Genomic DNA, 24638 nt, shown 5'->3' on the forward strand with positions numbered 1-24638 from the left:
GGATGGAACCTCAAGGGTTACAATAACTTCCATGATCAAGAGCTTTCTACACAAAGGGCTGCAAAAGTTCTATCAAACTGGCAATACTTCAGGGAATCAGAAAAAACACGAAAAGAAGCTTCGTCTTATTCTTACTAATCTGGATCAGGCTGAAAAACCAGATGATATGGACTTGCCAGGTTTATTGATGCATGCCTTGAAGGGAAAGCGAAAAGGTTGCTGGTCGGTCCGGGTAAGGGGCAATTGGCGAGTGACCTACAGGTTCAACGGAGTGAATGTAGAAGTTGTCAATTATGAGGATTATCACTGATGGCAATGTTTAATCCAGCACATCCTGGAGAAATCCTGAAAGAATTGGTTATCGAAGCAATGGAATTGACAGTGACTGATGTTGCTGAGCATCTGGGTATTAGCCGCAAAACGCTATCGAAAATACTCAATACCCGAGGCTCGATAACGCCTGAAATGGCTGTGCGCCTTGAGCTGGTTTTTGGTAAACCCTCGGCGGATCATTGGCTAAGGCTGCAGAGTGCTTATGATCTTTGGCAAGCGCGTCAGCAACAAGACCACTTGGGTGTTTCACCCTACAACCTTCAAACAGCATAAAACCTATAGGCGTCAAAAATGGATAAAAAACTGCTTGCTCTTCTGGTCTGTCCCGTCTCCCACGCAGCGTTGGAATACGATAAGGAAGCCCAGGAACTGGTTTGCACTGCATCAGGTTTGGCTTATCCGATTCGTGATGGCCTTCCGGTCATGCTGGAAGAAGAAGCCCGAAGCCTAACGCCTGAAGAGCGCCTGGAAAAAAAGGGCCATTAAGCATGTCCAGTACAAGCTTTAGTGTCGTCATCCCCGCCCGCTATGCCTCTTCCCGCCTGCCGGGCAAACCCCTGCTGCAAATGGCCGGCAAACCCATGATTCAGCATGTCTGGGAGCAGGCTCGAAAAAGCCAGGCACGGGAAGTTATTGTGGCCACAGATGATGAGCGCATCGCTGAAGCCGCCCAGGCTTTCGGTGCTCGCGTGTGCATGACGCGCAGTGACCACCCCAGTGGTACAGATCGTTTGCAGGAAGTGGCAGCCCAATTGCAAATGCAGGCCGGTGAGATACTGGTCAATGTTCAGGGCGATGAACCGCTACTGCCGCCCGCGCTGATTAACCAGGTGGCTGAGAACCTGGCCAGCCATCGTCAGGCCAGTATTGCCACTTTGAGTGAACCCATCACCGAGATAGCAGCCGTTTTTAACCCCAATATCGTCAAGGTGGTGACAGATAAAGAAGGGCTGGCGCTTTACTTCAGCCGTAGTCCTCAACCCTGGACGAGAAACCACTTTCATCATCGCGGTCAGGGCAATTACCAGCCGGAAAGTCTGCCTGCTGATTTTCCCTACCAAAGACACCTGGGGCTTTATGCCTACTATGTTGATTTTCTCAATCAATACGTGACCTGGAAGCCAGCGCCCCTGGAAGAAGCTGAACAGCTGGAGCAGCTTCGCGCCCTCTGGAATGGCCATCGAATCCATGTGGCCCAGGCTTGTGAACAGCATCCTCACGGGGTGGATACTGAAGAAGACTATCTTCGTGTGAAAAAGCATTTAGAAAGAAGCGGTTAAAGCCATGCCGACCTTGAGCATGTTTTACGGGATCATTATCAGAATGTATTTTGCTCCCAAAGAGCACCCGCCAGCCCATTTTCATGCCTATTATAATGAACATGAAGCGGTGATTGATATTGAGAGCTGCGAGCTGGTGGATGGTTATCTCCCGACCAAGCAGCTAAGGTTGGTTTTAGCCTGGGCAGAAATTCATCAAGAAGATTTACGTGCTGACTGGATGCTGGTTATGAATCAGGAAGCTCCTTTCAAAATAGAGCCATTGAGATGAGAGGGTTACTATGTCGCCTAGAGTAGTTAATGTTTGGCCGCTGGAAGGCTATAGACTTTATGTGACTTTTGATAATGGTGAAGCTGGGGAGTTGTCTCTGGATAGTTATCTAGACTTGGGGGTTTTTGCCGCTCTGAAGGATAAGAATGAATTCAATAAAGTACATGTAGCTTTTAAGACTATCGAGTGGGCGTGCGGGGTAGATCTCGATCCGGAATTTGTTTACCAGCACACCCTTAAATCCAAACCTGCCAAACAAGCCTGATATTTGCATGACCATCCAAGAAGCTGCCATTCAGCCCCCCGAAATCCCTGAAATTGATGCCTTTCTTCTTTGCTCGACACCCCAGGCCTGGGTCGATAAAGCCCTGGATAACCTGGACATTCTGCTGATCGACCATGCCCAGTGCGAAAAGAAGGCCGCGGCTACGGCCATGAGCCTGATGCACAAGCATCTGGATCGCCCGGAATTACTAAAAAAGATGTCCCAACTGGCGCGTGAAGAGCTGCTGCATTTTGAGCAGGTGGTCAATATCCTGCAGGAAAGAGGCATCGACTATAAGAACTTGAGCCCGGCACGCTATGCCGAAGGCCTGCGTCAGGCCATGCGTACCGATGAGCAGGGCCGCTTTATCGATCTATTGATAATCGGCGCCATCATAGAAGCTCGCTCCTGTGAGCGTTTTGTTGCCCTGATTCCCTATCTTGACCCTGCACTGGCCAAGTACTACCGCTCCTTGGTCAAATCCGAAGCACGTCACTTTGAAGACTACCTGGCCCTGGCGGAGCTTTACGATGGCCAGAAGCCATCCAGGCAAACCCTGGAAGAACGAAAGAAAGCCCTGCTGCAAGCCGAGCAGAAGTTAATAGAAGACCCAGATCCACAGTTCAGGTTTCACTCAGGGCCCCCAGCTATTTAATGTGTTGCACTAATTAGCGCCCCTGTTTTGTGAGAGAGCTATTTTGCTGGAAGGCTATTTTGTGGGAGCGCTCTCCGAGCGCGAGGGTTTGCAAGCAATTAGGATCTAATCGCGCAGAGGTCTGCGCTCCCACAGTAGCTAGAGATATTCTTCTCGAACCCCTGTAAAGGGTGGGAGCGCTCTCCGAGCGCGAGGGTTTACAAGCAATTAAGATCTAATCACGCAGAAAACTGCATGGCCACAGCCGCTATAGAGATTCTTCTCGAACCCCTGTAAAAGGGTGGGAGCGCTCTCCGAGCGCGAGGGTTTGCAAGCAATTAGGATCTAATCGCGCAGAGGTCTGCGCTCCCACAGCAGCTAGAGATATTCTTCTTGAACCCCTGTAAAGGGTGGGAGCGCTCTCCGAGCGCGAGGGTTTACAAGCAATTAAGATCTAATCACGCAGAAAACTGCACGGCCACAGCCGCTAGAGATATTCTTCTCGAACCCCTGTAAAGGGTGGGAGCGCTCTCTGAGCGCGAGGGTCCACCCTTGACCGAGAAGAGGTGTTTTGGGTCACTAAATAGACAAGGCGGGTAGCTGCTCAGGGTAAAAAAGCCTAAACTTTACTTCTGGCTCAGTAGTGCCACTGTGATCCAGTTCACACTTATGCTATAACCATTACTATAAAATGGATTTAAAAGATAATATTTGCACATCATCATGAGGTAAGAACTATGAAACTTTCTCGTATCGCTCTGGCCATGGCGGCACTCAGCCTGCCTTTGGCAGCCCAAGCGAACCAATCTCTGACGGCACCCGGTTATGCAGGCACCATTGGTGGCGTTTCCAACGAAGGCACGGTTCACTCCAGCAGCTTTAACCCAGCCAGTAACGGCATTCTTCTAGGGGAAGACGAAAGCCTGCGCATGGGTTACTTCAGTAACCTGGGCGGTTATATTGAAATCGGTGAATCAGAAGATCTGGATCAGAAAATCAATGACCTTTCTACGGATATGGAAGATGTTGAGGCCATTGATAACACTACCTCAGCTTCACAGCACCTGATTGATCGTTATGGCACCTTTTCTGGGACTGCTACAGAGCAGAAGGCCAAGTACTACGAGGCAATTGTAGAAAATGCAAACACCAACCTGGTTGCCGACTTGGAAAAAGGTGGCCAGTTTCGCTTTGGTTTTCAAGCGCAGGCCCCGTTAACACCTTTGTTATTCCGTATTGACTCTGCTCGCGGCGTTTTTAGCCTGAATGCTTCGGCTGATGTGCAAACCCGGGTAGGCTTTTTGGGGGATGATCTGGGTGTAACAACCAGCTTTAGTATTGAAGGTGGAGCAGACTTGGGTGACCTGAATCTTGATCTTCAGAAGATTGCATCAGTAGCTCCTGATATCGAAAATATTCTTGATGATGGCAGCAAAACAGATGAGCAAAAAGTCAAAGACATTCTGAATATCGTCAATACCGAGGGGCTGGTTGACGGTAATGAAGATACCCTGAATAACCTGGCCGACCAGTATGGTTTGACGCTTAGTGATTACGGTATTACAACTGCAGGCGTTTCAGGTGCTTCTAGTGACACCCTGGTAGAAGCCGCTGCAACGGGTGATCTGATTACCGAAACTTCGATCAATACCAATGCCGGTATTGATGGTCGTATGGCAGCTGTCGGTCACTTTGCTTTGGGTTATGGCACCCGTCTGAGCAACTGGTTAGACATGAATACCGACTATGGTGAGCTGGAAATTGGTACTCGCGTGAATCTTTATTCAGTTCAAACTGCGCGTACGTTTATCTCTCTTCAGGCAGAAGCTAATTCTTCAATCAATGGCAGTGAAGAAGAGGAAGATACCTTTGAAAAAGCCAGTGAAGACTTTACTGATAATACCGAGCAGGGTGTCGGCGTTGGCCTGGATCTAGGCTTCCTTTGGCACGCCAATAACTACCAGGCGGGTATTACCTTCTATAACCTGAATGAGCCTGAATTTGACTACCCTGATCTTTCTGATTACTTGGGCCAGGAAGCTTTGACTGCTTTGCAGGGTCTTGAAAGCAGCGGCAAAACGCAGGTTGCTGAAAGTGTTGCCTTGACTCGTCATGCTGTACTGGAAGGTGCGGTTTATTCTTCAAGCCGTAACTGGATGCTGCAGGGTTCCTATACGTTGGGAACAGCCACCAACTTTGTTGGTGACGAGTTCCAAACCATGCAAATTGCAGCCGGTTACTTCCCCAAAGCCTGGTGGGCACCCGGTCTGCGTGCTGGCTATAGCCAAAACCTGGTGGGCAGTGAGTTGAGCAAGGTTCACGCAGGTCTGACCCTCTTTGGTTTGTTGCACCTGGATGCAGCCGTCGGCTTGGAGTCCTCATCCTTTGAGGGTTCCGATATTCCACGTTATGCCTCCTTCAGCATGGGCCTTGAAGAAAAGTTCTAAAAGATGTGGACTTAATGGTCTAAATGCTTGAAATTAAGGCAAAAAGGGGCTTGGTAAGGGCCCCTTTTTTTATTGGTTGGCTACCACTTAGATGATAAAATGCTGCCACAATTAGCAGCTAGCTGTATAGCTCAGAAGGCAGACCACTTGGTTGGTGGCATACGTGACCTGAATGTTAGCGCTTTTTTGTGGATTTATAAAACACGCTCTACGCCAAGAAAATTTTCATCTAGAACCCTGTGCTCTGCCGGGTTGGTCACGAGGTAAGGCCTGGCAACCTCGGGGCGGTAGCATGCTTTAAGACTGAAATTTCTGAGTTAAGGTTGCCAGCAGTTGCTATTAGGTTGTTTTTGGAATAAAAATGATTTGCGTTTCTAGAAAGAAACCTATCCATGAACTGAAATAGCAGATGCTCCATAGCTTCAGGGGTATCAAACCAAGTACTAGAAAAAAGACTAATAAGATATAAGGACCCACCAATGAAATTGATTCCGGTTATCATGTCAGGGGGTGTTGGCAGCCGACTTTGGCCTGTATCACGTCAAACTCACCCTAAGCCATTTATGCAGTTGCCTGATGGTGAAAATTTGATCCGCAAAACATTTCGGCGGGCAGCAGATCTGGATAATGTTTCAGAAGTAATGACGGTAACAAATCGTGAGCTTCTTTTTAAAACTGAAGATGAATATAAATTAGCAGATCGAAATGTAGCTCAAAGCTTTATTTTAGAACCTTTTGGACGTAATACGGCTGCTGCAGTAGCTGCATCAGCTTTACTTGCTTCAAATACCTACGGTGGTGATGCCGTAATTTTAGTGTTGGCAGCTGACCACCTGATAAAAGATGAAGAAGCTTTCTCTAAAAGCGTTAATGAAGCAAGAAGGCTTGCTGAACAAGGTTGGCTGGTTACTTTTGGCATTCAACCTCAAGCACCTGAAACTGGGTTTGGTTATATTGAAGCTGATCAATCGAATCCTTTGGGTTTGGGGTTCAAAGTTAACCGTTTCGTTGAAAAACCCGATTTAAAGACAGCAACAAAGTATTTAAAGGCGGGCAACTACCTTTGGAATTCCGGCATGTTTTGCATGCGAGCAGATACCCTGATTAGTGAACTTGAGAAACACTGTCCCGAAGTATTGGAAACCACAAGAGCAACACTTGAAGTATCACGCCTCAGTGAAGCGCATAAACATAACACCCTAACACTAGATGCAGATGCTTTTGGCCTTGTTCCTGATATTTCAATTGACTACGCATTAATGGAACGTTCAGATCAAGTAGCAACGCTACCCTGTAATATAGGCTGGAGTGATATCGGTTCCTGGAATGCAATGAGTGAATTGACCAACGAAGATGATGATGGCAATCGCTTCGAAGGAGAAGTCTTAACCTGGCAAGCACGCAATAACTATGTACAAAGCTCAAACCGTCTAACAGCCCTAGTCGGAGTTGAAAATTTAGTTGTTGTGGATACGCCTGATGCTATTCTGGTTGCTGATAGAAATAACGCCCAGGATGTTAAGCATATTGTCAGCCAGCTTAAAAAGACGGGGCATGATGCACACTTACTTCACCAGACAGTTCATCGGCCTTGGGGAACCTATACCACCCTAGAAGAAGGCGAGCGCTTCAAGATTAAACGCATAGAAGTAAAGCCCGGCGCATCCCTATCATTACAGATGCATCATCACCGCAGTGAGCATTGGATTGTTGTGAGTGGCATGGCAAAAGTCATCAATGATGATAGTGAGTTTTATCTCAATACCAATGAATCAACTTTTATTCTTGCTGGCCACAAACACCGCCTTGAAAATCCGGGCGTGATTGATTTGGTAATGATTGAAGTTCAAAGCGGCGACTATTTGGGTGAAGATGATATTGTCCGTTTCGAAGATATCTATGGCAGAACACAATGACCTTAAACCCCATCGAAACTGAATGCTTTAAAGCTTACGATATTCGGGGGCAAGTACCCGAGCAGCTAAATAATGAGATAACTTACCGCTTGGGTCGAGCACTAGTCTGTGAATTAACAGCTTCCACAGTAGTCGTGGGCCAGGACATGCGCCTAGAAAGTCCTGAGCTTGCAAAAGCTTTGATTCGGGGGATCATTGAAGCCGGTGCTGATGTAATAGATCTAGGGCTTTGCGGAACTGAAGAAGTCTACTTTGCCACCAGCCACCTTAACGCCAGTGCAGGTATCATGATTACAGCCAGTCATAACCCCAAAGGTTACAATGGGATGAAGCTGGTTAGAGAAGAATCTCGTCCAATCAGCAATGACACCGGCTTATTGGATATCCGAAAAAGAGTAGAAAATGGATCTTGTGGTTCTCCAGCTCAAAAATGTGGTTCAGTCGTTATTTCAAGTGATAAAAAAACATATATAGAGCACTTGCTGAACTATGTAAACGTCGAAGAACTCAAACCACTTAAAATTGTGGCTGATCCCGGAAATGGAATGGCTGGGCCAGTTATTGAAGCCATCAAACCCCACTTGCCAATAGAATGGGTTGTCATTAACGGTCAACCGGATGGCCACTTTCCCAATGGGGTACCCAACCCTCTATTGCCATCAAATCGTAGTGTCACAGCCAAAGCTGTCATTGAAAACAAAGCTGACATGGGGCTAGCCTGGGATGGTGACTTTGATCGCTGTTTTTTCTTTGATGAAAATGGCCGTTTTATCGAAGGCTATTACCTGGTCGGGTTGCTGGCAGAATCACTTCTGGCAGAAAACGCTGGTGAAAAAATCATCCATGATCCCAGGCTAACCTGGAACACTCTGGATCAGGTTCAAAAAGCAGGTGGGCAACCCATCCAATCCAAAACTGGGCATGCCTTTATAAAAGAACGTATGCGACGTGAGAATGCTATCTATGGTGGTGAAATGAGTGCTCACCACTATTTCAGAGATTTTGCCTATTGTGATAGTGGCATGATCCCCTGGCTGCTTGTGGCAAAACTGATCAGTCAAACCGGTAAAAGCCTTTCGCAACTGGTTGATCTACGAATGGAAGCCTACCCCTGCAGTGGGGAAATTAACTTTACTGTAGATGATGCCAAAACAGTACTGGAAAGGGTTGAAAGCTATTTTCATGATGAAGCGCCTGTTATCGATCGTACAGATGGTTTGAGTATGGAATTTGAGAATTGGCGTATGAACCTACGCGCATCCAACACTGAACCCTTGCTGCGGCTAAATGTAGAAACTCGTGGTGATACAGAATTACTGGACCGTCTAGTCGATGAAGTAAGTTTACTGATCCAACACTAACATTTGAGGTCCTTGTGGAAACACTAAGAGCACTTTGGAGCTACCGTGGATTTATTATAGGTAGTGTTAAACGTGATTTTCAGTCAAAATATTTAAACTCTATCCTCGGGGTGGCTTGGACGATCATTCAACCACTCTCAATGATTCTTGTTTATACACTGATATTTACTCAAATAATGCAGGCCAAATTGCCAGGGGTTGATAATACCTTTGGTTACAGCATTTATCTCTGTTCAGGGATTTTAACTTGGGGGCTTTTTGCGGAAATTCTTAGTCGTGGTCAGAATATTTTTCTTGAACATGCAAACCTACTAAAAAAGCTCAGCTTTCCGCGACTCTGTTTGCCCATCACCTTGGTTGCAACTGCGCTAGTTAACTTTTCAATTATTCTGGCGCTTTTTTTGATTTTCTTGATAGTAACCGGTAATTTTCCTGGCTGGAACCTTTGGGCCGTAATTCCTCTGTTAATGCTCCAGGTGCTTTTTTCAGTGGGGCTAGCCATAACAGTGGGCGTTTTGAATGTTTTTTTTCGTGATGTGGGCCAAGCCATTGGCGTCATCTTACAGTTTTGGTTTTGGTTGACACCAATAGTATACCCCATATCCATACTGCCAGAAGCTATGCAAAATTTGATTAGCTACAACCCTATGGTGGGCTTGATGGCTGGTTATCAAACGGTATTTGTGACTGGTGAGCAACCGGAGTGGAGTAGGTTACTTCCTATTATTATCTTGACTTGCTTCTTTATTTATACGGGTATGCGTTTATTTAAAAAACATAGTGCAGAAATGGTGGATGAACTCTAATGGGAAGCATAACAGTAACTGATGTGGGCAAAGCCTACAAAAATTATCCTAACCGTTGGTCACGTCTAGCTGAGTGGTTGCTCCCCGGGAATAAAGTGCGCCATAAACTGACTTGGGTGCTTAAAAATATTAATTTTCATGTTAGCCCTGGAGAAGCTGTTGGTATTGTAGGTATGAATGGTGCTGGAAAAAGTACTCTACTAAAAATGATTACCGGCACTACCCAGCCGACCAAAGGTGGCATTGAAGTGAAGGGGCGTCTTGCAGCTTTGCTAGAGCTAGGCATGGGTTTTCACCCGGATTTCACTGGCAGAGACAACGTCTACATGTCAGGGCAGCTTTTAGGGTATACGGTGGAAGAACTTAATCAGTTAATGCCTGATATCGAAGCCTTCGCAGAAATCGGCGATTACATCGACAAGCCGGTGCGTATGTACTCCAGCGGTATGCAAATGCGACTGGCTTTCAGTGTTGCCACCGCACGCAGACCCGAAATCCTGATCGTTGATGAAGCCCTTTCAGTAGGCGATGCCTACTTTCAACACAAGAGCTTTGACCGCATACGCCAATTTCGTAAAGAAGGTACAACGCTACTCTTGGTCGCCCATGATAAAGCAGCCATACAAGCAATCTGCGACCGGGCCATTCTATTGAACCAGGGGACTATAGCGCGCGAAGGTGAGCCAGAGGCTGTAATGGACTTTTATAATGCCATGCTGGCTGATAAAGAAAATCACAAAGTTGAGCAGACGGTAAAAGATGGCGGTAAAGTGCAAACAGTTTCTGGTACCGGTGAGGCTACAGTAGAAGAAATTGCATTATTAAATGAAGCCGGAAAGGAAATTGAAGTGGCCGATGTTGGTCAGTCAGTAGTTTTAAGTATTAAAGTTCGTGCCCTACAGGACATCCCAAAGTTAGTTTTAGGTTACGGTATTAAAGATAGGCTAGGTCAAGTGATGTTTGGTACTAATACCTATCTGACAGAGCAGGTTATAGAGCACATAAAGGCTGGTAGTTCTTGTTGTTTTAAAATAAGTTTCCCTGCTAATTTTGGTGTTGGCAATTATTCAATACAAACAGCTCTTGTAAGCTCCGATACACATCTGGAAAACAATTATGAATGGCGCGACTTAGCATTGGTTTTTAATGTTGTGAATATTTCGAAACAACATTTCGCAGGATGCAACTGGCTGTCATCAAAAATTGAGATAATTAGATAATGAGTATTGTTTCCTACGCACAAAACTTTGAAGACATCATGTTGTGGCGTGCTTTAAAAGATGTTGAAAATGGGTTCTATATTGATGTCGGGGCTAATGACCCAATTGTAGAGTCTGTAACTAAACTCTTTTACGATAAAAAATGGACGGGAATTAATATTGAGCCCGTTAAAAAGCATTATGATGAATTGTGTTTGAATAGACCCAATGACATTAACCTTCACTGTGCAGTAGCTGATCAGTCGGGCACTCTAGACTTTTGGGAATGCAATATCCGTGGCTGGGCGACCGCTGATCAGGAAGTTATGCAAATGCATGAAGCCCAGGGTTATGAAGGTAAACGCTATGAAGTTCCTGTCAGAACTTTACAATCTGTGTGTGAAGAATATGTAACGAGTGATATCCACTTTCTAAAAATTGATGTCGAAGGTTTTGAGAAAGCTGTAATACAGGGGGTTGATTTATACAAATATCGACCGTGGGTATTGGTAATAGAGGCAACAATACCTAATACTCAAGACGAGAATTATGATGAATGGGAAAATTTGGTTCTGACAGCTAATTATAGCTTTGCTTACAGTGATGGTCTGAACAGGTTTTACTTGGCTAATGAACATATCAGATTACTGAAATATTTTCAGTACCCACCTAATGTATTTGATGAGTTTATCCGTATTGAACAACTGAACTCAGAATTGAGAGCACAAGTAGCAGAAGCCAAGGCAGACCGGGCAGAAGCCAAGGCTGAAGAGGCGAATTTTAAAGTTACCGAGGCAGAAGCCAAAGCAGAACAGGCAGAAGCCAAAGCAGAACAGGCAGAAGCCAAAGCAGAACAGGCAGAAGCCAAAGCAGAACAGGCAGAAGCCAAAGCAGAACAGGCAGAAGCCAAAGCAGAACAAGCGGAACAGCAGCTCGTAAATATGCTTGACAGTCGCTCTTGGAAGTTAACAAAACCCCTGAGGCTGATCGGCTCTCTGGCACGCAGGATAAAAGCTGCTATGCGGTCGGTTGCCAAGCAAATACTCAAACCACCATTGATCAAAGCGCAGCACTTTATAAATGCTCATCCACTATTAAAGTCTACATTGCTAGTAGTTCTAAACAGGTTTCCAACTTTTAAAGCCAGGCTGAGTAGGATAGGTCGACCGTGTGATGTGTCAGCACCTGATATTCTGGATAAATCTGCATTTGGTACTAACAACTCTGAGTATGATCACCTTACGCCCAGCGCTAAGCAAGTTTATGCTGAACTCCAAGAGGCCTTAACTAAGTACAGAGGAGCCACCAATGAAAATCCTCATAGACCTCCAGAGGGCACAGACTGAGAGTAGAAGCAGAGGCATAGGTCGATATGCCATCTCGATCACTCGAGCAATCATCAGAAATAAAGAATCTCATGAAGTCCATGTGCTGCTTAATAATATACTTCGGTTAAATATCCACCAGCTCTACAGCGAACTACGGGAACTCCTGCCCACAGAGTGCATACATGTCTGGACGGGCTATGGAGAGAGTGCGCATAGCCAGTCCACCGGCTCGAGAGAGCGGGGGGTTGGACGTTATCCGTTATCGCTTGCCAAACAAAAGGATCCAAGATAATGCGTATAGTTATCGACATGCAAGGCGCACAAACCGAAAGCCGCTTTAGGGGAATTGGTAGATATTCACTCTCTTTGGCAAAAGCAATAGCTAAAAATGCAGGTGAACATGAGATATGGCTAGCACTTAATGGTGCATTTCAGGAGAGCGTGCTATCTCTTAGAGATGAGTTCAGAGAGTTGATACCACAAGAGCGTATCCGAGTTTTTAAAGTACCGCTTCCAGTGGCTGAACTTGACCCTGCCAACTCAAACAGGGCAAGAGCAGCCGAGCTTATAAGAGAGTGCTTTTTAGAACAGCTCAATCCTGATGTCGTGTTGGTCACAAGCCTTTTTGAAGGCTTTGTAGATGATGCTGTGACATCAGTTGGTATGTTTGCGAAAAGTTATAAAGCTTATGTCACTTTACATGATCTTATACCTTTAATAAAAAAAGATATATATTTGAACGATCCAGCATTTCAGAAATACTATTATGAAAAACTAGAAAGTTTAAAAAAGGCTGATTTTTTATTATCTGTATCTAATTCATCCAAAGCTGAGGCGATAGATTACATAGGTTTTGATTCTAATAAAATTGAAACGGTCTATAATGCAGCCGATGAAATTTTTCAACCCAAAAAACTCTCAAGAAAACAGAAGCAAGCTCTTTTTGCAAAATATGGCATCACCAGAAAGATGGTAATGTACGCCCCAGGGGGCTTTGACATACGAAAAAACTTTGAGAATCTTATCATCGCTTTTAGTGAATTACCTAAAAAAATACGAGATACTCATCAGCTAGTCATCGTCAGTAAAGTAGAAGATAGCTATAGACTAAACCTAGAAAATATCGCAATAACAGCAGGTCTTGCAAAAGACGAGCTCATCATCACAGGCTATGTAAGCGATGATGAGCTTATCGCTTTTTATAGTAGCTGCACACTGTTTGTATTTGCTTCGTTTCATGAGGGCTTTGGCTTGCCAGTACTAGAAGCGATGGCATGTGGAGCTGCAGTTATCGGCTCCAATGCTACAAGTATCCCGGAGGTCATAGGCAGGGATGATGCGCTCTTTGACCCCGCAGACCCAGAATCCATGCTCACCAAAATCTTGGAAGTCCTCATGAATGAGCCTTTTAGACAGGCGCTTATACAGCATAGCTTGGAGCAGCACAAAAGGTTCTCCTGGGAGAAAAGCGCGCAAGCCCTTATCAAAGCCATAGAAGCAAGCAATCCATCCGCTCCAGCCAAGCCTATCAGTGCTGATGATGCGAAAGATGCGATACTGGCCTACCTGGCTGAAAATAGTCATCTCTACACGGATGTGGACTTTTTAAACTACGCACAAGCCATTGCGGATAATTTCTCACCGCACTGCAAAAAACAGCTTTTCTTGGACATCTCTGAGTTTATTCAGAGGGATGCTGCCACTGGGGTGCAGCGGGTAGTTCGGTCGTATCTCAAAGAGTTGCTAGAGAATCCACCTGAAGGCTTCAGGGTAGAGCCGGTGTATGCCACGCTGAACCACGGCTACAGATATGCCCGAAACTACAAAGCTAACTTCTTTAGTCTCGATGCTCAGGAGCAGCAAGACACACCAATAAAGCCCAATAGGGGCGATATCTTTTTCGCACTGGATATGCAACACCATGTCCAGCTGGCACATGAAGACTTTTTTCGGCAGATGAAGGAAAGCGGTGTTAATGTTTTCTTTTTAGTTTATGATCTGCTACCGATTCAGCTCAGTGAGTTTTTTGGAGAGTCTGATGCGAAAGCGCTGCATGAGCAGTGGCTCAAGATGATTGCTTTATGTTCCGGGGCGTTGTCAATTTCTAAAGCTACGCAGGATGCTTATTCTCAGTGGCTACAGGACGAAAAGCTATCAACCACTCAGCCTTTTGTGATGGACTATCTGCACATGGGCGCCGACATCGAATCTTCTCTTCCATCCAAAGGTGTGACAAAAAAAGAGGCCGGACTCCTAGAGAAGCTAGCCGGTAGCACGACGTTTCTTACTGTGGGAACACTTGAGCCCCGAAAAGCTCAAGAGCAGATTCTGGATGCTTTTGATCTCCTTTGGGAAAACGGCCAGGAAAGCAACCTCGTCATAGTGGGCAAAAGAGGCTGGAAGACAGAAGAGTTAATCACAAGGATAGAAAAACATTCCTTATTGAATCAGAGGCTTTTCTGGCTAGAAGGGGTAAGTGATGAGCTTTTAGACAGAATCTACAAACAAAGCTCCTGCTTGATCCAAGCCAGCATTAACGAAGGCTTTGGGTTGCCACTGATAGAGGCGGCTCAAAAAAAGATCCCCATAATAGCTAGAGATATCCAAGTTTTTAAAGAAGTAGCCGGAGACTACGCCTACTACTTTAAAGGCACTGCTCCAGAGGATCTGGCCGAGGCTATCACCCAGTGGCTAGAGCTACACCAAAATGGCCAGCACCCCAAGTCTGACGACATGCCCTATTGCACCTGGAGTGACTCAGCCCAAAAACTCAAACATTTGCTCATTGAAAAGCACTATGTAAACAAGCAGCTCCTGGTGGATGTCTCAGAACTGGTACAAAGAGATGCCAAGTCCGGGATCCAGCGGGTGGTTAGGGCGATACTCACGGAGCTGTTTAAAAACCCGCCCAAGGGCTACCGAATAGAACCTGTTTATGCTACCACCGACACGCTGGGGTATAGATATGCTAGGGAGTTTGCGGCCAAGTTTTTAGGCACCACAAGTGTGATCGAAGATGAGTACATAGATTACCAGGCTGGCGACGTTTTTTTAGGGCTGGATTACCAGCCAAGTGTGGTTCCATTTCAAGAGCCTATCTATGATCAAATGCTAATCAAGGGCGTGTCTGTATATTTCGTCATCTATGATTTGTTGTGCTACTTGCTGCCTAACTGTTTTGTGAGCGGTTCTCGAGAGACTCACGAGAAGTGGCTCAGTGTAGTGCTTAAATACAGTGGCGTGGTTGCCATCTCGGGCTCCGTCGCAGCAGAGTTAAAAAGCTACATTGGGACTAAAGGCATAGAGACCGCTAGGGATTTTTCTTTGGGGCACTTTCACTTGGGAGCAGATATCGACAGCAGCAGCCCTTCGACTGGGCTCCCTGAAGACGCCAGCCAGATTCTGGAGCAACTCAGTACGAAAAAAACCTTTCTCATGGTCGGTACTCTTGAGCCTCGAAAAGGCCATAGGCAGGTACTTAAAGCTTTCGAAAAGCTTTGGTCAGAGGGTGCAGAGGTCAATCTTGCTATAGTCGGAAAACAGGGATGGATGATGGATGATTTTGCAGCTCAGCTAAAAGATCACCCAGTCTTGAAGCAAAGACTTTTCTGGCTGGAAGGTATCAGCGATGAATTTCTGGAGAGAGTTTACAGTGCCAGCAGCTGTCTGATCGCCGCGAGCGAAGGCGAAGGTTTCGGTCTACCACTTATCGAAGCCGCCCAGTACAAGAAACCAATCATTGCCAGGGATATTCCTGTCTTTAGGGAAGTAGCAGGGGAGCACGCCTTCTATTTTGATAATACCAACGATCCCCAATCCCTAGAGAATGCTATCAAAGAATGGGTGGCTCTATACGATTCAGATCAACACCCAAAATCAGATGTTATGCCATGGATTACATGGGAAGAAAGTACGAAGAAGTTGATGAATAACTTAATTAAGCACGTTTAACTATGCTTTATCAGAGTATATTGAAATGAGTATTTTGCACGCCAAAAATAAAGTGTTTTTTGATTTTTCTTTGATGCTGGTTATTGTGTTGGTCCTTTTCACACTTTATTATCTTTGGTATATAAACTTTGCTTTGCCAATTATGACATGGGATGAATTTCAAAATGGTTTTAAGTCAGCAGATGAACAGTTAGCTGAAATACTGAAATCTGGCAGGCTATCACATTTTTTGGCATATCCAATAAATGCTATCTTGAAATTTGTAATTCCAGAATTTTCTGCGGTTTTACCACGATATTTTGCACTTATTATGCTGCCCATCACTCTGGTAGCATTATTAATTATTTTGAGAGTTAGTAAAAAAAAGTCATTTGTAGTAGCATTTTTGCCTATTTTGATGCACCAGCTTGACTGGCAGCACAACGGACAGATAGCTTTTTTTGGATCATATAATGTTTATGCAGCCTTATTCATTATTGCTATCATATTAGATGCTTCGCAGAAATTTGATGAATCTATGAGTATACATAAGTGGATCTTTGGATTCATTGTAAGTATTCTAGCATTTGCGAGCGAGCTTTTTTTTATAGCCGCCGGATTTTATATATTCTTAAAAATAATTAATTATAGATGCAGTGTGACGGTTGTAGTAAGAAGCCCGTTGTGCAGCGCTGTAGCTGTGTACGGCGTATTTTTGATTACTGTTATTTTTTATAATTTTAATGCTTCTAATGCAGAGGCAGAAGCTATGGGTAATTATTTATATGGATCTGTAAATACTGCTTCAGTGTATAATCTATTAAAAATCACTCTTCTTTACGCAGTCAACTCAATACCTTACTTAAATACTATGGGTTTTGATGTGTTTGGCAAGCTTGTAATCTCGGTTGTTATTGTTTCTATATTATCGGTTTTCGCATTCCGCGCTATTGTTTCAATTATCAATAAGACTGCCACACATAAAAGTATAATATTTTTGGTTTCTTTGTTAATCTATTTTGGCTCATCATTCCTATTGTCACTTCAGCCGATTAAATCGCAATGGATGCTCGACAATCACAATACGAGATATGTGTTTAATTTTTACGGATGGTTAATACTGTATCTGATTTTATTCTTTGCTATTGATAGGTACTGTAAAAATGTAAAATCCAGTATACCTTTCAATATTTTTGTCGTGGCAAGTATAGTCTTTGCTGTATATTCTATAAATGAGAATATAAAATTTGTAGATCGTTATTCAGAATCTAAAGATAAATGGATTGCTATCGATCAGATTGCAGAGAACTCTATTGCAAATAATCAAAAAGAGGTGGGGTTTCATATTGATTACTTGGTGCATCCAGATATTGTAAGTTTTTCTCGTGATTCATTTTCTAGGTTTATTGATTTTGAATATAACCTTGACGCAAAATATTGTTACGCTAAACAAGGCAGTAGGCTTAATCTTTATGGTGTATTGCCGAGATACTTTTCAATTGAAGGATTTTATTCGCCTGAAATAAATTGGGTATGGGTTGGATCAAGCTCAATGATAAGAATTGACAAAGAATATCCGGCTGGGACAATTTTCGATCTTGAGTTAGGAGATGTCTTTCCTGGAAAAACTCCTAAAAATGTTAGGTTTTTATTTAATGGTGAACCGGTTAATAAGCTGATTTCGGGACAACAAATAATTAGATTTCAAACTGATTCAGATTCAAGTTATATTGAAATAAAAATTCAATCTCCTGAGGAAGCTTCGCCATTAGAATTGGGTTATGGAGATGACTCTAGGAGATTGTCATTACAGTTGATATCACTTGGAGTTATATTGCCTGATGGTAGTATGTCAAGTTTTTGTGAGTAAGAATATGCGTCAAAATTACAGTCAAAATATAAATTTTTATTAATTAGAAATGCAAGTCTGGTGTTATAATGAAAAATATTTCGGTTGTTGTTCCGGTTTATAAAGAAGAAAGAAATATATGTTCTTTCTATGAAAGATTAAACACTGTGCTTAGTAAACTTAATGAGTATAGCTTTAGAGTCATCATGGTTAATGATGGAAGCCCTGATAATTCAATGCAAGAGTTAAGAAAACTATGTACAGTTGATAACCGCGTAAGTGCTATTGGATTATCTCGTAATTTTGGTAAAGAGATCGCATTATCTGCAGGTGTTGCTGAGGCAGCTGATTCAGATGCTGTGATTTGTATTGATGCAGATTTGCAGCATCCACCTGAACTAATACCAGAACTGATTGATAAATGGAATGATGGATTTGATATAGTAGCAACTGTAAGGCGTACGATCGATGAGCAGCCTCTATTCCGTAGACTCGGATCACATTTTTACTATTGGGTTATGCGTAAAATCAGTGGTCTTGACATGGTTTCACAAACTACTGACTATCGACTTTATGATAAAAAAGTAATCAATGCTTTTCTACTTGCGACAGAAAGAGAAAGAATGTTCAGGGGTATCATGGATTGGATGGGGTACGATAAAGTCTATGTTGAGTTTGATGCTGCTGCGAGAGAAAGTGGCGAAGCCGGCTACTCCTATGCAAAGCTTATTAAGCTTGCATTAAATAGCATTACTTCATTTTCTCTGTTGCCTCTTAGGGCTACAGCTTACTTAGGTTTTCTTATCACTATTTCTACATCTCTTTTGCTTCTTTGGATGGGTTTTAGTTATTTGCTTAACGAAGAACCAATATATACAGCGCTTGCCTTTGTTGTTGTCTTTAATACTTTTCTTATTGGTATTGTATTAAGCTGCCTTGGTCTGGTAGCTCATTATATCGGTGCTATACACACTGAAGTTATAAATAGACCTCTGTATTTGATAAAAGAAAAAATAAATACATATAAGTAACTGATAAATGTAAAGGTAACTTATAAGTAAATGTTCTATCTTGCTACTGAATCTGTGCGTTAAAGGCATACCGACAAGCTTGTAGATCAGAATTCGGATGCGTGCTAGATAAGACTTTAACAAAACAAATACATACTTGATTTGCTTGGGAAAGCATTATGAAAAAAATATATATTCATCGTAGGTGGTATGAAATCAACTTCTACATAGGGATGTGTAGGATCTGAAGTGATTGTTATCAAGCACATCGGTACGGCTCCACATAATTGTTTTTTGATAGCGATACCCGTGGTGCATTGGTAAACTGTCGATGGATATTGCCCAGGTGTACATCGCAAGAAAGATAAGATGAAGATTGGATGCCGGGATCAGAATCTGATCTTTGGTTATGCAAAAGGGTAGAGCCGAGAATTATAGCTTACTCAAGAATAGCTGCTTTCCATGTATGATAGAAATTGCTCACTGTATTACTGGTTAGGCTGTTTAGCATCAATCTAAAATTATGCGAGAATGCTGACATAATAAAATAGCTGGCTAACTGACCATTATCACAAAGCTTTACAAGTTGGTCAGTATTGCATTTAATATTGGTTTTTAATTTATTTTGATAAATGAGAGAACAGCATTGATTTCAGCAAGTATTGTACTAACATTTACAAATCTTTTAACTGGGATGTTAGGGTATATATATCAAATTCTAATGGGGCGAAATTTATCTCCGCTTGAGTTTGGAGCATTTAGTGCAATCATGGCAGCTTTTATGTTTGCATCTTCACCACTCGGTGCTGTAATGATGATTCTTTCTAGAAGAGTAACCGAGCTTTCAGTGCTTTGTGAAAGAGAAAAAATTTTCCAGCTCCTAAAAAAAAGTTATATTGTATTTATTTGTGCTGCTATAGCATTGTTTTTTGCCGGCTATTTTTTTACAGATAAACTCGGTATTATTTTCAAGGTGAATGACGACTACGTTATATATGCTTTTTTTGCATTGCTTGCTGCGAACTTTTTCTTTGTGATTAATAATTCTTTTTTTCAAGGACTAAAACACTTCAATTTTCTTGCAGTAACAGCTCTTAGCTCTATTAGTATGAAGATTCTTTTTAGTTTGATTTTGATATATGTAGGTTGCGGAATTTTTGGTGCGATTGCTGGTGGTGTTGTTTCACTTATTTTTATAGTTTTTTCGGGCATTTATCTAATCTATAAGCGAATAAACTCCATACCAATTTCTAGTAACAATAATAATGATGGAAATTGGCTAAGCTTAAATAGTATAATTCCAGTGTTAGTTGCTAATGTTGCATTTGCAGGAATGACGCAACTGGATATGGTAATAGTAAATCATATGTTTTCAACAGGTAGCGCAGGAGTTTATGCTGCTGCATCAGTGCTTGGCAAGGCTATTCTTTATATACCTGGTGGTATTGTTCTTGCACTATTTCCATACGTTGCTGAGAAACACGCAAATAATTTATCATCAAACGTTATACTTATACAGTCACTTTTTGCAGCTTTTGTTTGTTGTGGATTTGCTGCTATGCTTTATTGGTTTTTTTCTGATTATTTGATTGTTTTTCTATATGGTGATGCGTATGCAGATGCATCAAAGCTTCTGGCTTGGTACGGATTAGCAATTATGCCCATGGCGCTCGTTTTAGTTGTAGAGCACTATCTTATTGCCAAGAAAGAAGTCTTATTTACTTGGTTGTTTTTGATTTTTGCACCCGTTCAGGTTTTACTAATTTACTATTTTTCAACAAACTTAGTGTCTGTGATATTTATATTTGGTGCTAGTGGCTTCGCACTTCTAATACTAGGGCTTCTATTGTTGCTTAAAAGAAGTTATAAAACAGCTGAATAAACTAGGAGTAATATCTTGAATATTCTTTGGTTTTCATGGAAGGATGCTCAGCATCCCCAGTCAGGAGGTGCCGAAGTTGTTAAGTCAGAGATATGCAGGAGGCTGCTGAATGATGGACACAGTGTCGCTGTTCTGACAGCTCATTACCCAGGTGCTAAGCGCAATGAAATTGTTGATGGCGTTCAAATAATCAGGGTTGGTGGTAAGTTTAGCGTTTACTATCATGCTTGGCGTTTTTATAAAAAAAATCTTAAAAACTGGCCTGACTTTGTTATTGACGAATGCAATACTATTCCATTTTTTTCTTTGTTATATTCAAAAAAACCTGGTGCAGTGATTATTTATCAGCTTGCAAGAAAGGTTTGGTTCTACCAGATGTTCCCACCTCTCTCATGGATTGGCTATTTTATTGAACCACTTTATTTGCGAATTCTTAAAAGCAAGAATGTTATTACTATATGTAATAGCACTAAATCTGAATTGATTGATTTGGGCTATATTGAAAAGAATATATCTATTATTAGAATGGGTAGCAACTGTAAGCCTGTAGAATCACTTGATGGTATCGAAAAGTTCCCAGATCCTACGCTTCTTTATTTTGGTTCTATACGCCCTATGAAAAGACCGCATCACGTACTGGATGCTTTTAAAGAAGCACATAAACATTTGCCATCATTAAAGCTGATAATTGCTGGTAGTGGTTCGGGTAAATATTATAATAAATTATTAAAAGATATTGCTAATAGCCATTTATCTTCTTCTATTACTATGGTTGACAATGCTACTGATGATGAGAAAAGTCTGCTGATGCAACGTTCTCACTTGATTGCTGTGACTTCCGTTAAGGAAGGGTGGGGCCTGATTGTTACTGAGGCTGCAAGTCAGGGAACTCCAGCAGTTGTTTACGATGTTAGCGGTTTACGTGATAGTGTAGCTGACAATAAGAGTGGCCTGGTTGTCTCTGAAAACCCTGTGAAACTTTCAAAAGCAATTTTAGATATCTTGCATGATAGTGCAACGTATGAAGAGTATCGGAATAATGCCTGGCAGCTTAGTAAAGATTTAACATTTGATAACTGCTATAGAGATTTTAAAAAAAATTTGGAGTTATGATGAAGCCAATTAAACCTATTGTTTCTTTTTTAGTATCGACTTATAACTCGTCCAGGACGCTTGAAGCTTTACTTAAATCAATTTCTTCACAGAGTTACCAATCTTGTGAGATTGTTGTTGTTGATAATAATAGCAATGACAGTACACTGGATATTGCTAAAAAATATACTGATCATATTTTTACTAAAGGCCCTGAGCGTAGCGCTCAAAGAAATTATGCAGCTGAAATGTCTTCTGGTGACTACCTAGTTTTTCTTGATAGTGATATGGTGTTATCAAACAATATAGCACAGGAAATTGTTGATAAATTCTCTTTAGATAACTCACTTTTAGGTCTAGTAGTACCTGAAGAGTCTTTTGGATATGGTTTTTGGTCTCAATGTAAGAAACTTGAACGCCAGTTTTATGTAGGTGTTAAGTGGATGGAAGCTGCTCGCGCATTTAGGAGGTCGGTCTTCTTTGATATCGGTGGATATGATGAAGATAATACAGGAACTGAAGACTATGATCTTCCTCATAGAATTGAAGAGAAGTACGGTATTGACTCTATTTCAAGAATTACATCATTTATTAAGCACGATGAAGGGAGTTTAGATCTATGGCGTACATGTAAAAAGAAGCTGTATTATGCGAGAGCACTTGATGTGTATACAGCTAAACCCGTGAATAAAGAGTATTTCACTTCTCAGTCTAATCCTTTAAAACGCTATGGTCTTTTTTTGCGATCACCCAAGTTGCTTTTCAGGAACCCCATTTTTGGATTTGGTATGTTGTTTATGAAATCTTGTGAAATGTTGTTTGGAGTTCTAGGCTATTTATTAAGAAAATCAGACGATAATGTAAAAGACAAAATATATAAATAGAACTTCTCCACGAGTTTGATTTGTAATGGGTAATATATGAATATAACTATTGCTGGAACAGGTTATGTTGGGCTTTCAATGTCTGTTCTACTTTCCCGGCAAAATAATGTCATAGCTTTCGATATTGATCGGGATAAGGTCGACCTAATAAATTCTGGTTTCTCACCTATTAGTGACAAGGGAATACAGGATTTTCTGTCAAAAGAAAGTTTAAATCTAAAGGCTACAACTGATAAGAAAATCGCATACAATGATGCTGATTTTTTGATTGTTTGCACGCCTACTGACTATGACATAGAATCTGGCGAATTTAACACTGCATCTATTGAATCTGTTATTGGTGATGCTATCTCTATAAATCCAGATTTAATAGTTTTCATCAAGTCTACTATACCAGTTGGGTATGTAGAGAGAATAAGGAAGAGGTTTTGTTATAACAACATAATATTTTCACCCGAATTCTTGCGCGAAGGGCAGGCGCTTAATGATAACCTATATCCTTCGAGGATTGTAGTTGGTGATAAATCTGATCATGCAAAACAATTTGCTGATATTTTAGTCAATGCTGCTGTTAAAAAAGACATGCCAGTTATTTTTACCAACCCTACTGAAGCTGAAGCTATTAAGCTGTTTGCAAACACCTATTTAGCTATGAGGGTTGCGTATTTTAATGAGTTAGATAATTATGCTGAATTAAATCATCTTGACTCAGATCAAATTATAAAAGGTGTTTGCCACGATCCACGAATTGGTATGCATTATAATAACCCATCATTTGGTTATGGTGGTTATTGTTTACCCAAAGATACACGGCAGCTTCTTGCAAACTATAGCGATACCCCGCAGAGGCTTATTTCTGCAATTGTTGAGTCAAATGATGTTCGTATGAGTTTTATAGTTGATCAAATTGTTGCAAAAAATCCATCAAAGGTGGGTGTCTATAGACTGGTAATGAAAGCTGGCTCAGATAATTTTCGTGCATCAGCAATACAAAATATTATGATTCGTCTGATAAAATTTGGTATTGAGGTTGAAGTATATGAGCCTGATTGTAATAAAGAATCTTTTCTTGATGTTGTTATAAATAACGATTTCGATAATTTTGTCTCAGGGTGCGATCTGATTATTGCTAATCGAGTTGATGATAAAATATCGGCATTTAAAAGAAAGATTTATACACGTGATTTGTATGGTATGGATTGATTATGTCTTGTAAAAGAATCCTTGTTACTGGTGGTGCTGGCTTTGTTGGCAGTCATTTATGTGAAAGGTTGGTAGGTATCCCCGAAAACTCCGTCTATTCACTTGATAACTATTTTACAGGTTCTGTTTCAAATCATGTTTCTGGTGTGACCTATATAAAAGGTGATACGGCGAATATTTCTGATTTGGTAGATTTTAAGCCTGATATTGTTTACCATTTGGGTGAATATTCGCGCGTTGAGCAAAGTTTTGATGATATGGAAAAGGTCTGGCATTTCAATAAGGATGGTATTTTTGCCGTTCTTGAATTTGTGCGGAAGGCCGGATGCAAGATCGTTTATGCTGGTAGTAGTACGAAATTTGGCGATGGTGGATTAGGTCGTAGTGCTAGCCCTTATGCGTGGACTAAAGCATCAAATACTGAGCTGGTAATGAATTACGGTGATTGGTTTGATGTTCCTTATGCTATTACTTACTTTTATAATGTTTATGGTCAAAGAGAGATTTCTCATGGTAAGTATGCTACTTTGATAGCTTTGTTTACTGAGAAAATGAAGAATCATGAAGCTCTTACCGTAGTAAGCCCAGGTACTCAACAGCGTAATTTTACACATGTTGATGATATAATTGATGGCTTAATACTTGTGGGGGATCATGGCTTTGGTGATGAATTTGGTATTGGAAGTGATGAATCCTTTTCTGTTCTAGAAGTTGCTGAACTTTTTGGTGGCAAGATTGAAATGTTACCTGAACGCAAGGGCAACCGAATGACAGCAGATGTTATCAGTGATAGAACCAAAGGCCTTGGCTGGTCACCTAAACGTTCTCTTAATGATTATATTGAACATTTAAGAAATAATCATTGGGTTGAAAACTAGTCGCGTAATAATTTTTTGCTGTGTTGGTCGCCTTGATTGTTAGGCAAAAGTGGCTAACTTCTTGTTAAGT

General features: G+C 41.9%; 21 protein-coding genes. All 21 read left to right on the forward strand.

The features are described from left to right. Window positions 1-31 precede the first annotated feature (31 nt). Entirely contained in the window at window positions 32-310 is a 279-nt protein-coding gene (locus tag DFK18_RS01345) for a type II toxin-antitoxin system RelE/ParE family toxin (protein ID WP_114416398.1), read from the forward strand. After that, complete coding sequence (locus DFK18_RS01350) at window positions 310-606, forward strand: HigA family addiction module antitoxin (RefSeq protein WP_114416399.1); 297 nt, start codon at window positions 310-312, stop codon at window positions 604-606. Before DFK18_RS01345 ends, DFK18_RS01350 begins: the two co-directional genes overlap by 1 nt. Before the next feature lie 18 nt (window positions 607-624). After that, window positions 625-819, forward strand: coding sequence for a Trm112 family protein (locus DFK18_RS01355; protein ID WP_114416400.1), 195 nt, complete (start codon window positions 625-627; stop codon window positions 817-819). Between the two features lie 2 nt (window positions 820-821). After that, a complete protein-coding gene (gene kdsB / locus DFK18_RS01360) occupies window positions 822-1613 on the forward strand; it encodes a 3-deoxy-manno-octulosonate cytidylyltransferase (protein ID WP_114416401.1) in 792 nt (263 codons plus the stop codon). A 4-nt stretch (window positions 1614-1617) separates the two neighbouring features. Continuing rightward, window positions 1618-1884, forward strand: coding sequence for a DUF4160 domain-containing protein (locus DFK18_RS01365; protein ID WP_114416402.1), 267 nt, complete (start codon window positions 1618-1620; stop codon window positions 1882-1884). 10 nt (window positions 1885-1894) lie between these two features. Beyond that, the gene (locus DFK18_RS01370) at window positions 1895-2149 is read left to right on the forward strand and encodes a DUF2442 domain-containing protein (RefSeq protein WP_114416403.1); all 255 of its coding nucleotides are present in this window, start codon (window positions 1895-1897) and stop codon (window positions 2147-2149) included. A 7-nt stretch (window positions 2150-2156) separates the two neighbouring features. Further along, window positions 2157-2804, forward strand: coding sequence for a MiaE family protein (locus DFK18_RS01375; RefSeq protein ID WP_114416404.1), 648 nt, complete (start codon window positions 2157-2159; stop codon window positions 2802-2804). A 716-nt stretch (window positions 2805-3520) separates the two neighbouring features. Further along, window positions 3521-5230: a conjugal transfer protein TraF gene (gene traF, locus DFK18_RS01380; RefSeq protein WP_114416405.1), complete on the forward strand. Its 1710-nt coding sequence runs from the start codon at window positions 3521-3523 to the stop codon at window positions 5228-5230. 479 nt (window positions 5231-5709) lie between these two features. Continuing rightward, window positions 5710-7146, forward strand: a complete 1437-nt coding sequence (locus tag DFK18_RS01385; RefSeq protein WP_114416406.1) for a mannose-1-phosphate guanylyltransferase/mannose-6-phosphate isomerase — start codon at window positions 5710-5712, stop codon at window positions 7144-7146. Next, on the forward strand, window positions 7143-8507 hold the full coding sequence (locus DFK18_RS01390; protein WP_114416407.1) for a phosphohexomutase domain-containing protein: 1365 nt from the start codon (window positions 7143-7145) through the stop codon (window positions 8505-8507). Before DFK18_RS01385 ends, DFK18_RS01390 begins: the two co-directional genes overlap by 4 nt. Before the next feature lie 14 nt (window positions 8508-8521). Beyond that, window positions 8522-9313 (forward strand): ABC transporter permease, encoded by a 792-nt coding sequence (locus DFK18_RS01395; RefSeq protein WP_114416408.1) that lies wholly within the window; start codon window positions 8522-8524, stop codon window positions 9311-9313. Next, entirely contained in the window at window positions 9313-10533 is a 1221-nt protein-coding gene (locus DFK18_RS01400; protein ID WP_114416409.1) for an ABC transporter ATP-binding protein, read from the forward strand. Before DFK18_RS01395 ends, DFK18_RS01400 begins: the two co-directional genes overlap by 1 nt. Next, entirely contained in the window at window positions 10533-11858 is a 1326-nt protein-coding gene (locus DFK18_RS01405) for an FkbM family methyltransferase (RefSeq protein WP_114416410.1), read from the forward strand. The genes DFK18_RS01400 and DFK18_RS01405 overlap by 1 nt, the downstream gene beginning before the upstream one ends. 273 nt (window positions 11859-12131) lie before the next feature. After that, on the forward strand, window positions 12132-15791 hold the full coding sequence (locus DFK18_RS01415; protein WP_218563867.1) for a glycosyltransferase family 4 protein: 3660 nt from the start codon (window positions 12132-12134) through the stop codon (window positions 15789-15791). Between the two features lie 25 nt (window positions 15792-15816). Continuing rightward, entirely contained in the window at window positions 15817-17640 is a 1824-nt protein-coding gene (locus DFK18_RS01420) for a hypothetical protein (protein WP_114416412.1), read from the forward strand. A 68-nt stretch (window positions 17641-17708) separates the two neighbouring features. Further along, window positions 17709-18650: a glycosyltransferase family 2 protein gene (locus tag DFK18_RS01425; RefSeq protein WP_114416413.1), complete on the forward strand. Its 942-nt coding sequence runs from the start codon at window positions 17709-17711 to the stop codon at window positions 18648-18650. A 625-nt stretch (window positions 18651-19275) separates the two neighbouring features. Next, window positions 19276-20511: an oligosaccharide flippase family protein gene (locus DFK18_RS01430; RefSeq protein WP_162299648.1), complete on the forward strand. Its 1236-nt coding sequence runs from the start codon at window positions 19276-19278 to the stop codon at window positions 20509-20511. A 15-nt stretch (window positions 20512-20526) separates the two neighbouring features. Further along, window positions 20527-21624, forward strand: a complete 1098-nt coding sequence (locus tag DFK18_RS01435) for a glycosyltransferase family 4 protein (protein WP_114416415.1) — start codon at window positions 20527-20529, stop codon at window positions 21622-21624. Next, window positions 21624-22487: a glycosyltransferase family 2 protein gene (locus DFK18_RS01440; RefSeq protein ID WP_162299649.1), complete on the forward strand. Its 864-nt coding sequence runs from the start codon at window positions 21624-21626 to the stop codon at window positions 22485-22487. Before DFK18_RS01435 ends, DFK18_RS01440 begins: the two co-directional genes overlap by 1 nt. A gap of 36 nt (window positions 22488-22523) precedes the next feature. Next, the gene (locus DFK18_RS01445) at window positions 22524-23690 is read left to right on the forward strand and encodes a nucleotide sugar dehydrogenase (protein ID WP_114416417.1); all 1167 of its coding nucleotides are present in this window, start codon (window positions 22524-22526) and stop codon (window positions 23688-23690) included. A 2-nt stretch (window positions 23691-23692) separates the two neighbouring features. Then, complete coding sequence (locus tag DFK18_RS01450) at window positions 23693-24568, forward strand: NAD-dependent epimerase/dehydratase family protein (RefSeq protein ID WP_114416418.1); 876 nt, start codon at window positions 23693-23695, stop codon at window positions 24566-24568. Window positions 24569-24638: the final 70 nt, after the last annotated feature.

Origin of the sequence: Marinospirillum perlucidum, assembly GCF_003336805.1 — a bacterium.
In the GTDB taxonomy this organism is placed as follows: Bacteria; Pseudomonadota; Gammaproteobacteria; order Pseudomonadales; family Halomonadaceae; genus Marinospirillum; species Marinospirillum perlucidum.

What these genes read in the sequence shown, in the direction of transcription:
- DFK18_RS01345 (WP_114416398.1), top strand. Translation starts at nt 32, where the DNA reads ATGATCAAGAGCTTTCTACACAAAGGGCTGCAAAAGTTCTATCAAACT.
- DFK18_RS01350 (WP_114416399.1), top strand. Translation starts at nt 310, where the DNA reads ATGGCAATGTTTAATCCAGCACATCCTGGAGAAATCCTGAAAGAATTG.
- DFK18_RS01355 (WP_114416400.1), top strand. Translation starts at nt 625, where the DNA reads ATGGATAAAAAACTGCTTGCTCTTCTGGTCTGTCCCGTCTCCCACGCA.
- kdsB (WP_114416401.1), top strand. Translation starts at nt 822, where the DNA reads ATGTCCAGTACAAGCTTTAGTGTCGTCATCCCCGCCCGCTATGCCTCT.
- DFK18_RS01365 (WP_114416402.1), top strand. Translation starts at nt 1,618, where the DNA reads ATGCCGACCTTGAGCATGTTTTACGGGATCATTATCAGAATGTATTTT.
- DFK18_RS01370 (WP_114416403.1), top strand. Translation starts at nt 1,895, where the DNA reads ATGTCGCCTAGAGTAGTTAATGTTTGGCCGCTGGAAGGCTATAGACTT.
- DFK18_RS01375 (WP_114416404.1), top strand. Translation starts at nt 2,157, where the DNA reads ATGACCATCCAAGAAGCTGCCATTCAGCCCCCCGAAATCCCTGAAATT.
- traF (WP_114416405.1), top strand. Translation starts at nt 3,521, where the DNA reads ATGAAACTTTCTCGTATCGCTCTGGCCATGGCGGCACTCAGCCTGCCT.
- DFK18_RS01385 (WP_114416406.1), top strand. Translation starts at nt 5,710, where the DNA reads ATGAAATTGATTCCGGTTATCATGTCAGGGGGTGTTGGCAGCCGACTT.
- DFK18_RS01390 (WP_114416407.1), top strand. Translation starts at nt 7,143, where the DNA reads ATGACCTTAAACCCCATCGAAACTGAATGCTTTAAAGCTTACGATATT.
- DFK18_RS01400 (WP_114416409.1), top strand. Translation starts at nt 9,313, where the DNA reads ATGGGAAGCATAACAGTAACTGATGTGGGCAAAGCCTACAAAAATTAT.
- DFK18_RS01405 (WP_114416410.1), top strand. Translation starts at nt 10,533, where the DNA reads ATGAGTATTGTTTCCTACGCACAAAACTTTGAAGACATCATGTTGTGG.
- DFK18_RS01415 (WP_218563867.1), top strand. Translation starts at nt 12,132, where the DNA reads ATGCGTATAGTTATCGACATGCAAGGCGCACAAACCGAAAGCCGCTTT.
- DFK18_RS01420 (WP_114416412.1), top strand. Translation starts at nt 15,817, where the DNA reads ATGAGTATTTTGCACGCCAAAAATAAAGTGTTTTTTGATTTTTCTTTG.
- DFK18_RS01425 (WP_114416413.1), top strand. Translation starts at nt 17,709, where the DNA reads ATGAAAAATATTTCGGTTGTTGTTCCGGTTTATAAAGAAGAAAGAAAT.
- DFK18_RS01440 (WP_162299649.1), top strand. Translation starts at nt 21,624, where the DNA reads ATGAAGCCAATTAAACCTATTGTTTCTTTTTTAGTATCGACTTATAAC.
- DFK18_RS01445 (WP_114416417.1), top strand. Translation starts at nt 22,524, where the DNA reads ATGAATATAACTATTGCTGGAACAGGTTATGTTGGGCTTTCAATGTCT.
- DFK18_RS01450 (WP_114416418.1), top strand. Translation starts at nt 23,693, where the DNA reads ATGTCTTGTAAAAGAATCCTTGTTACTGGTGGTGCTGGCTTTGTTGGC.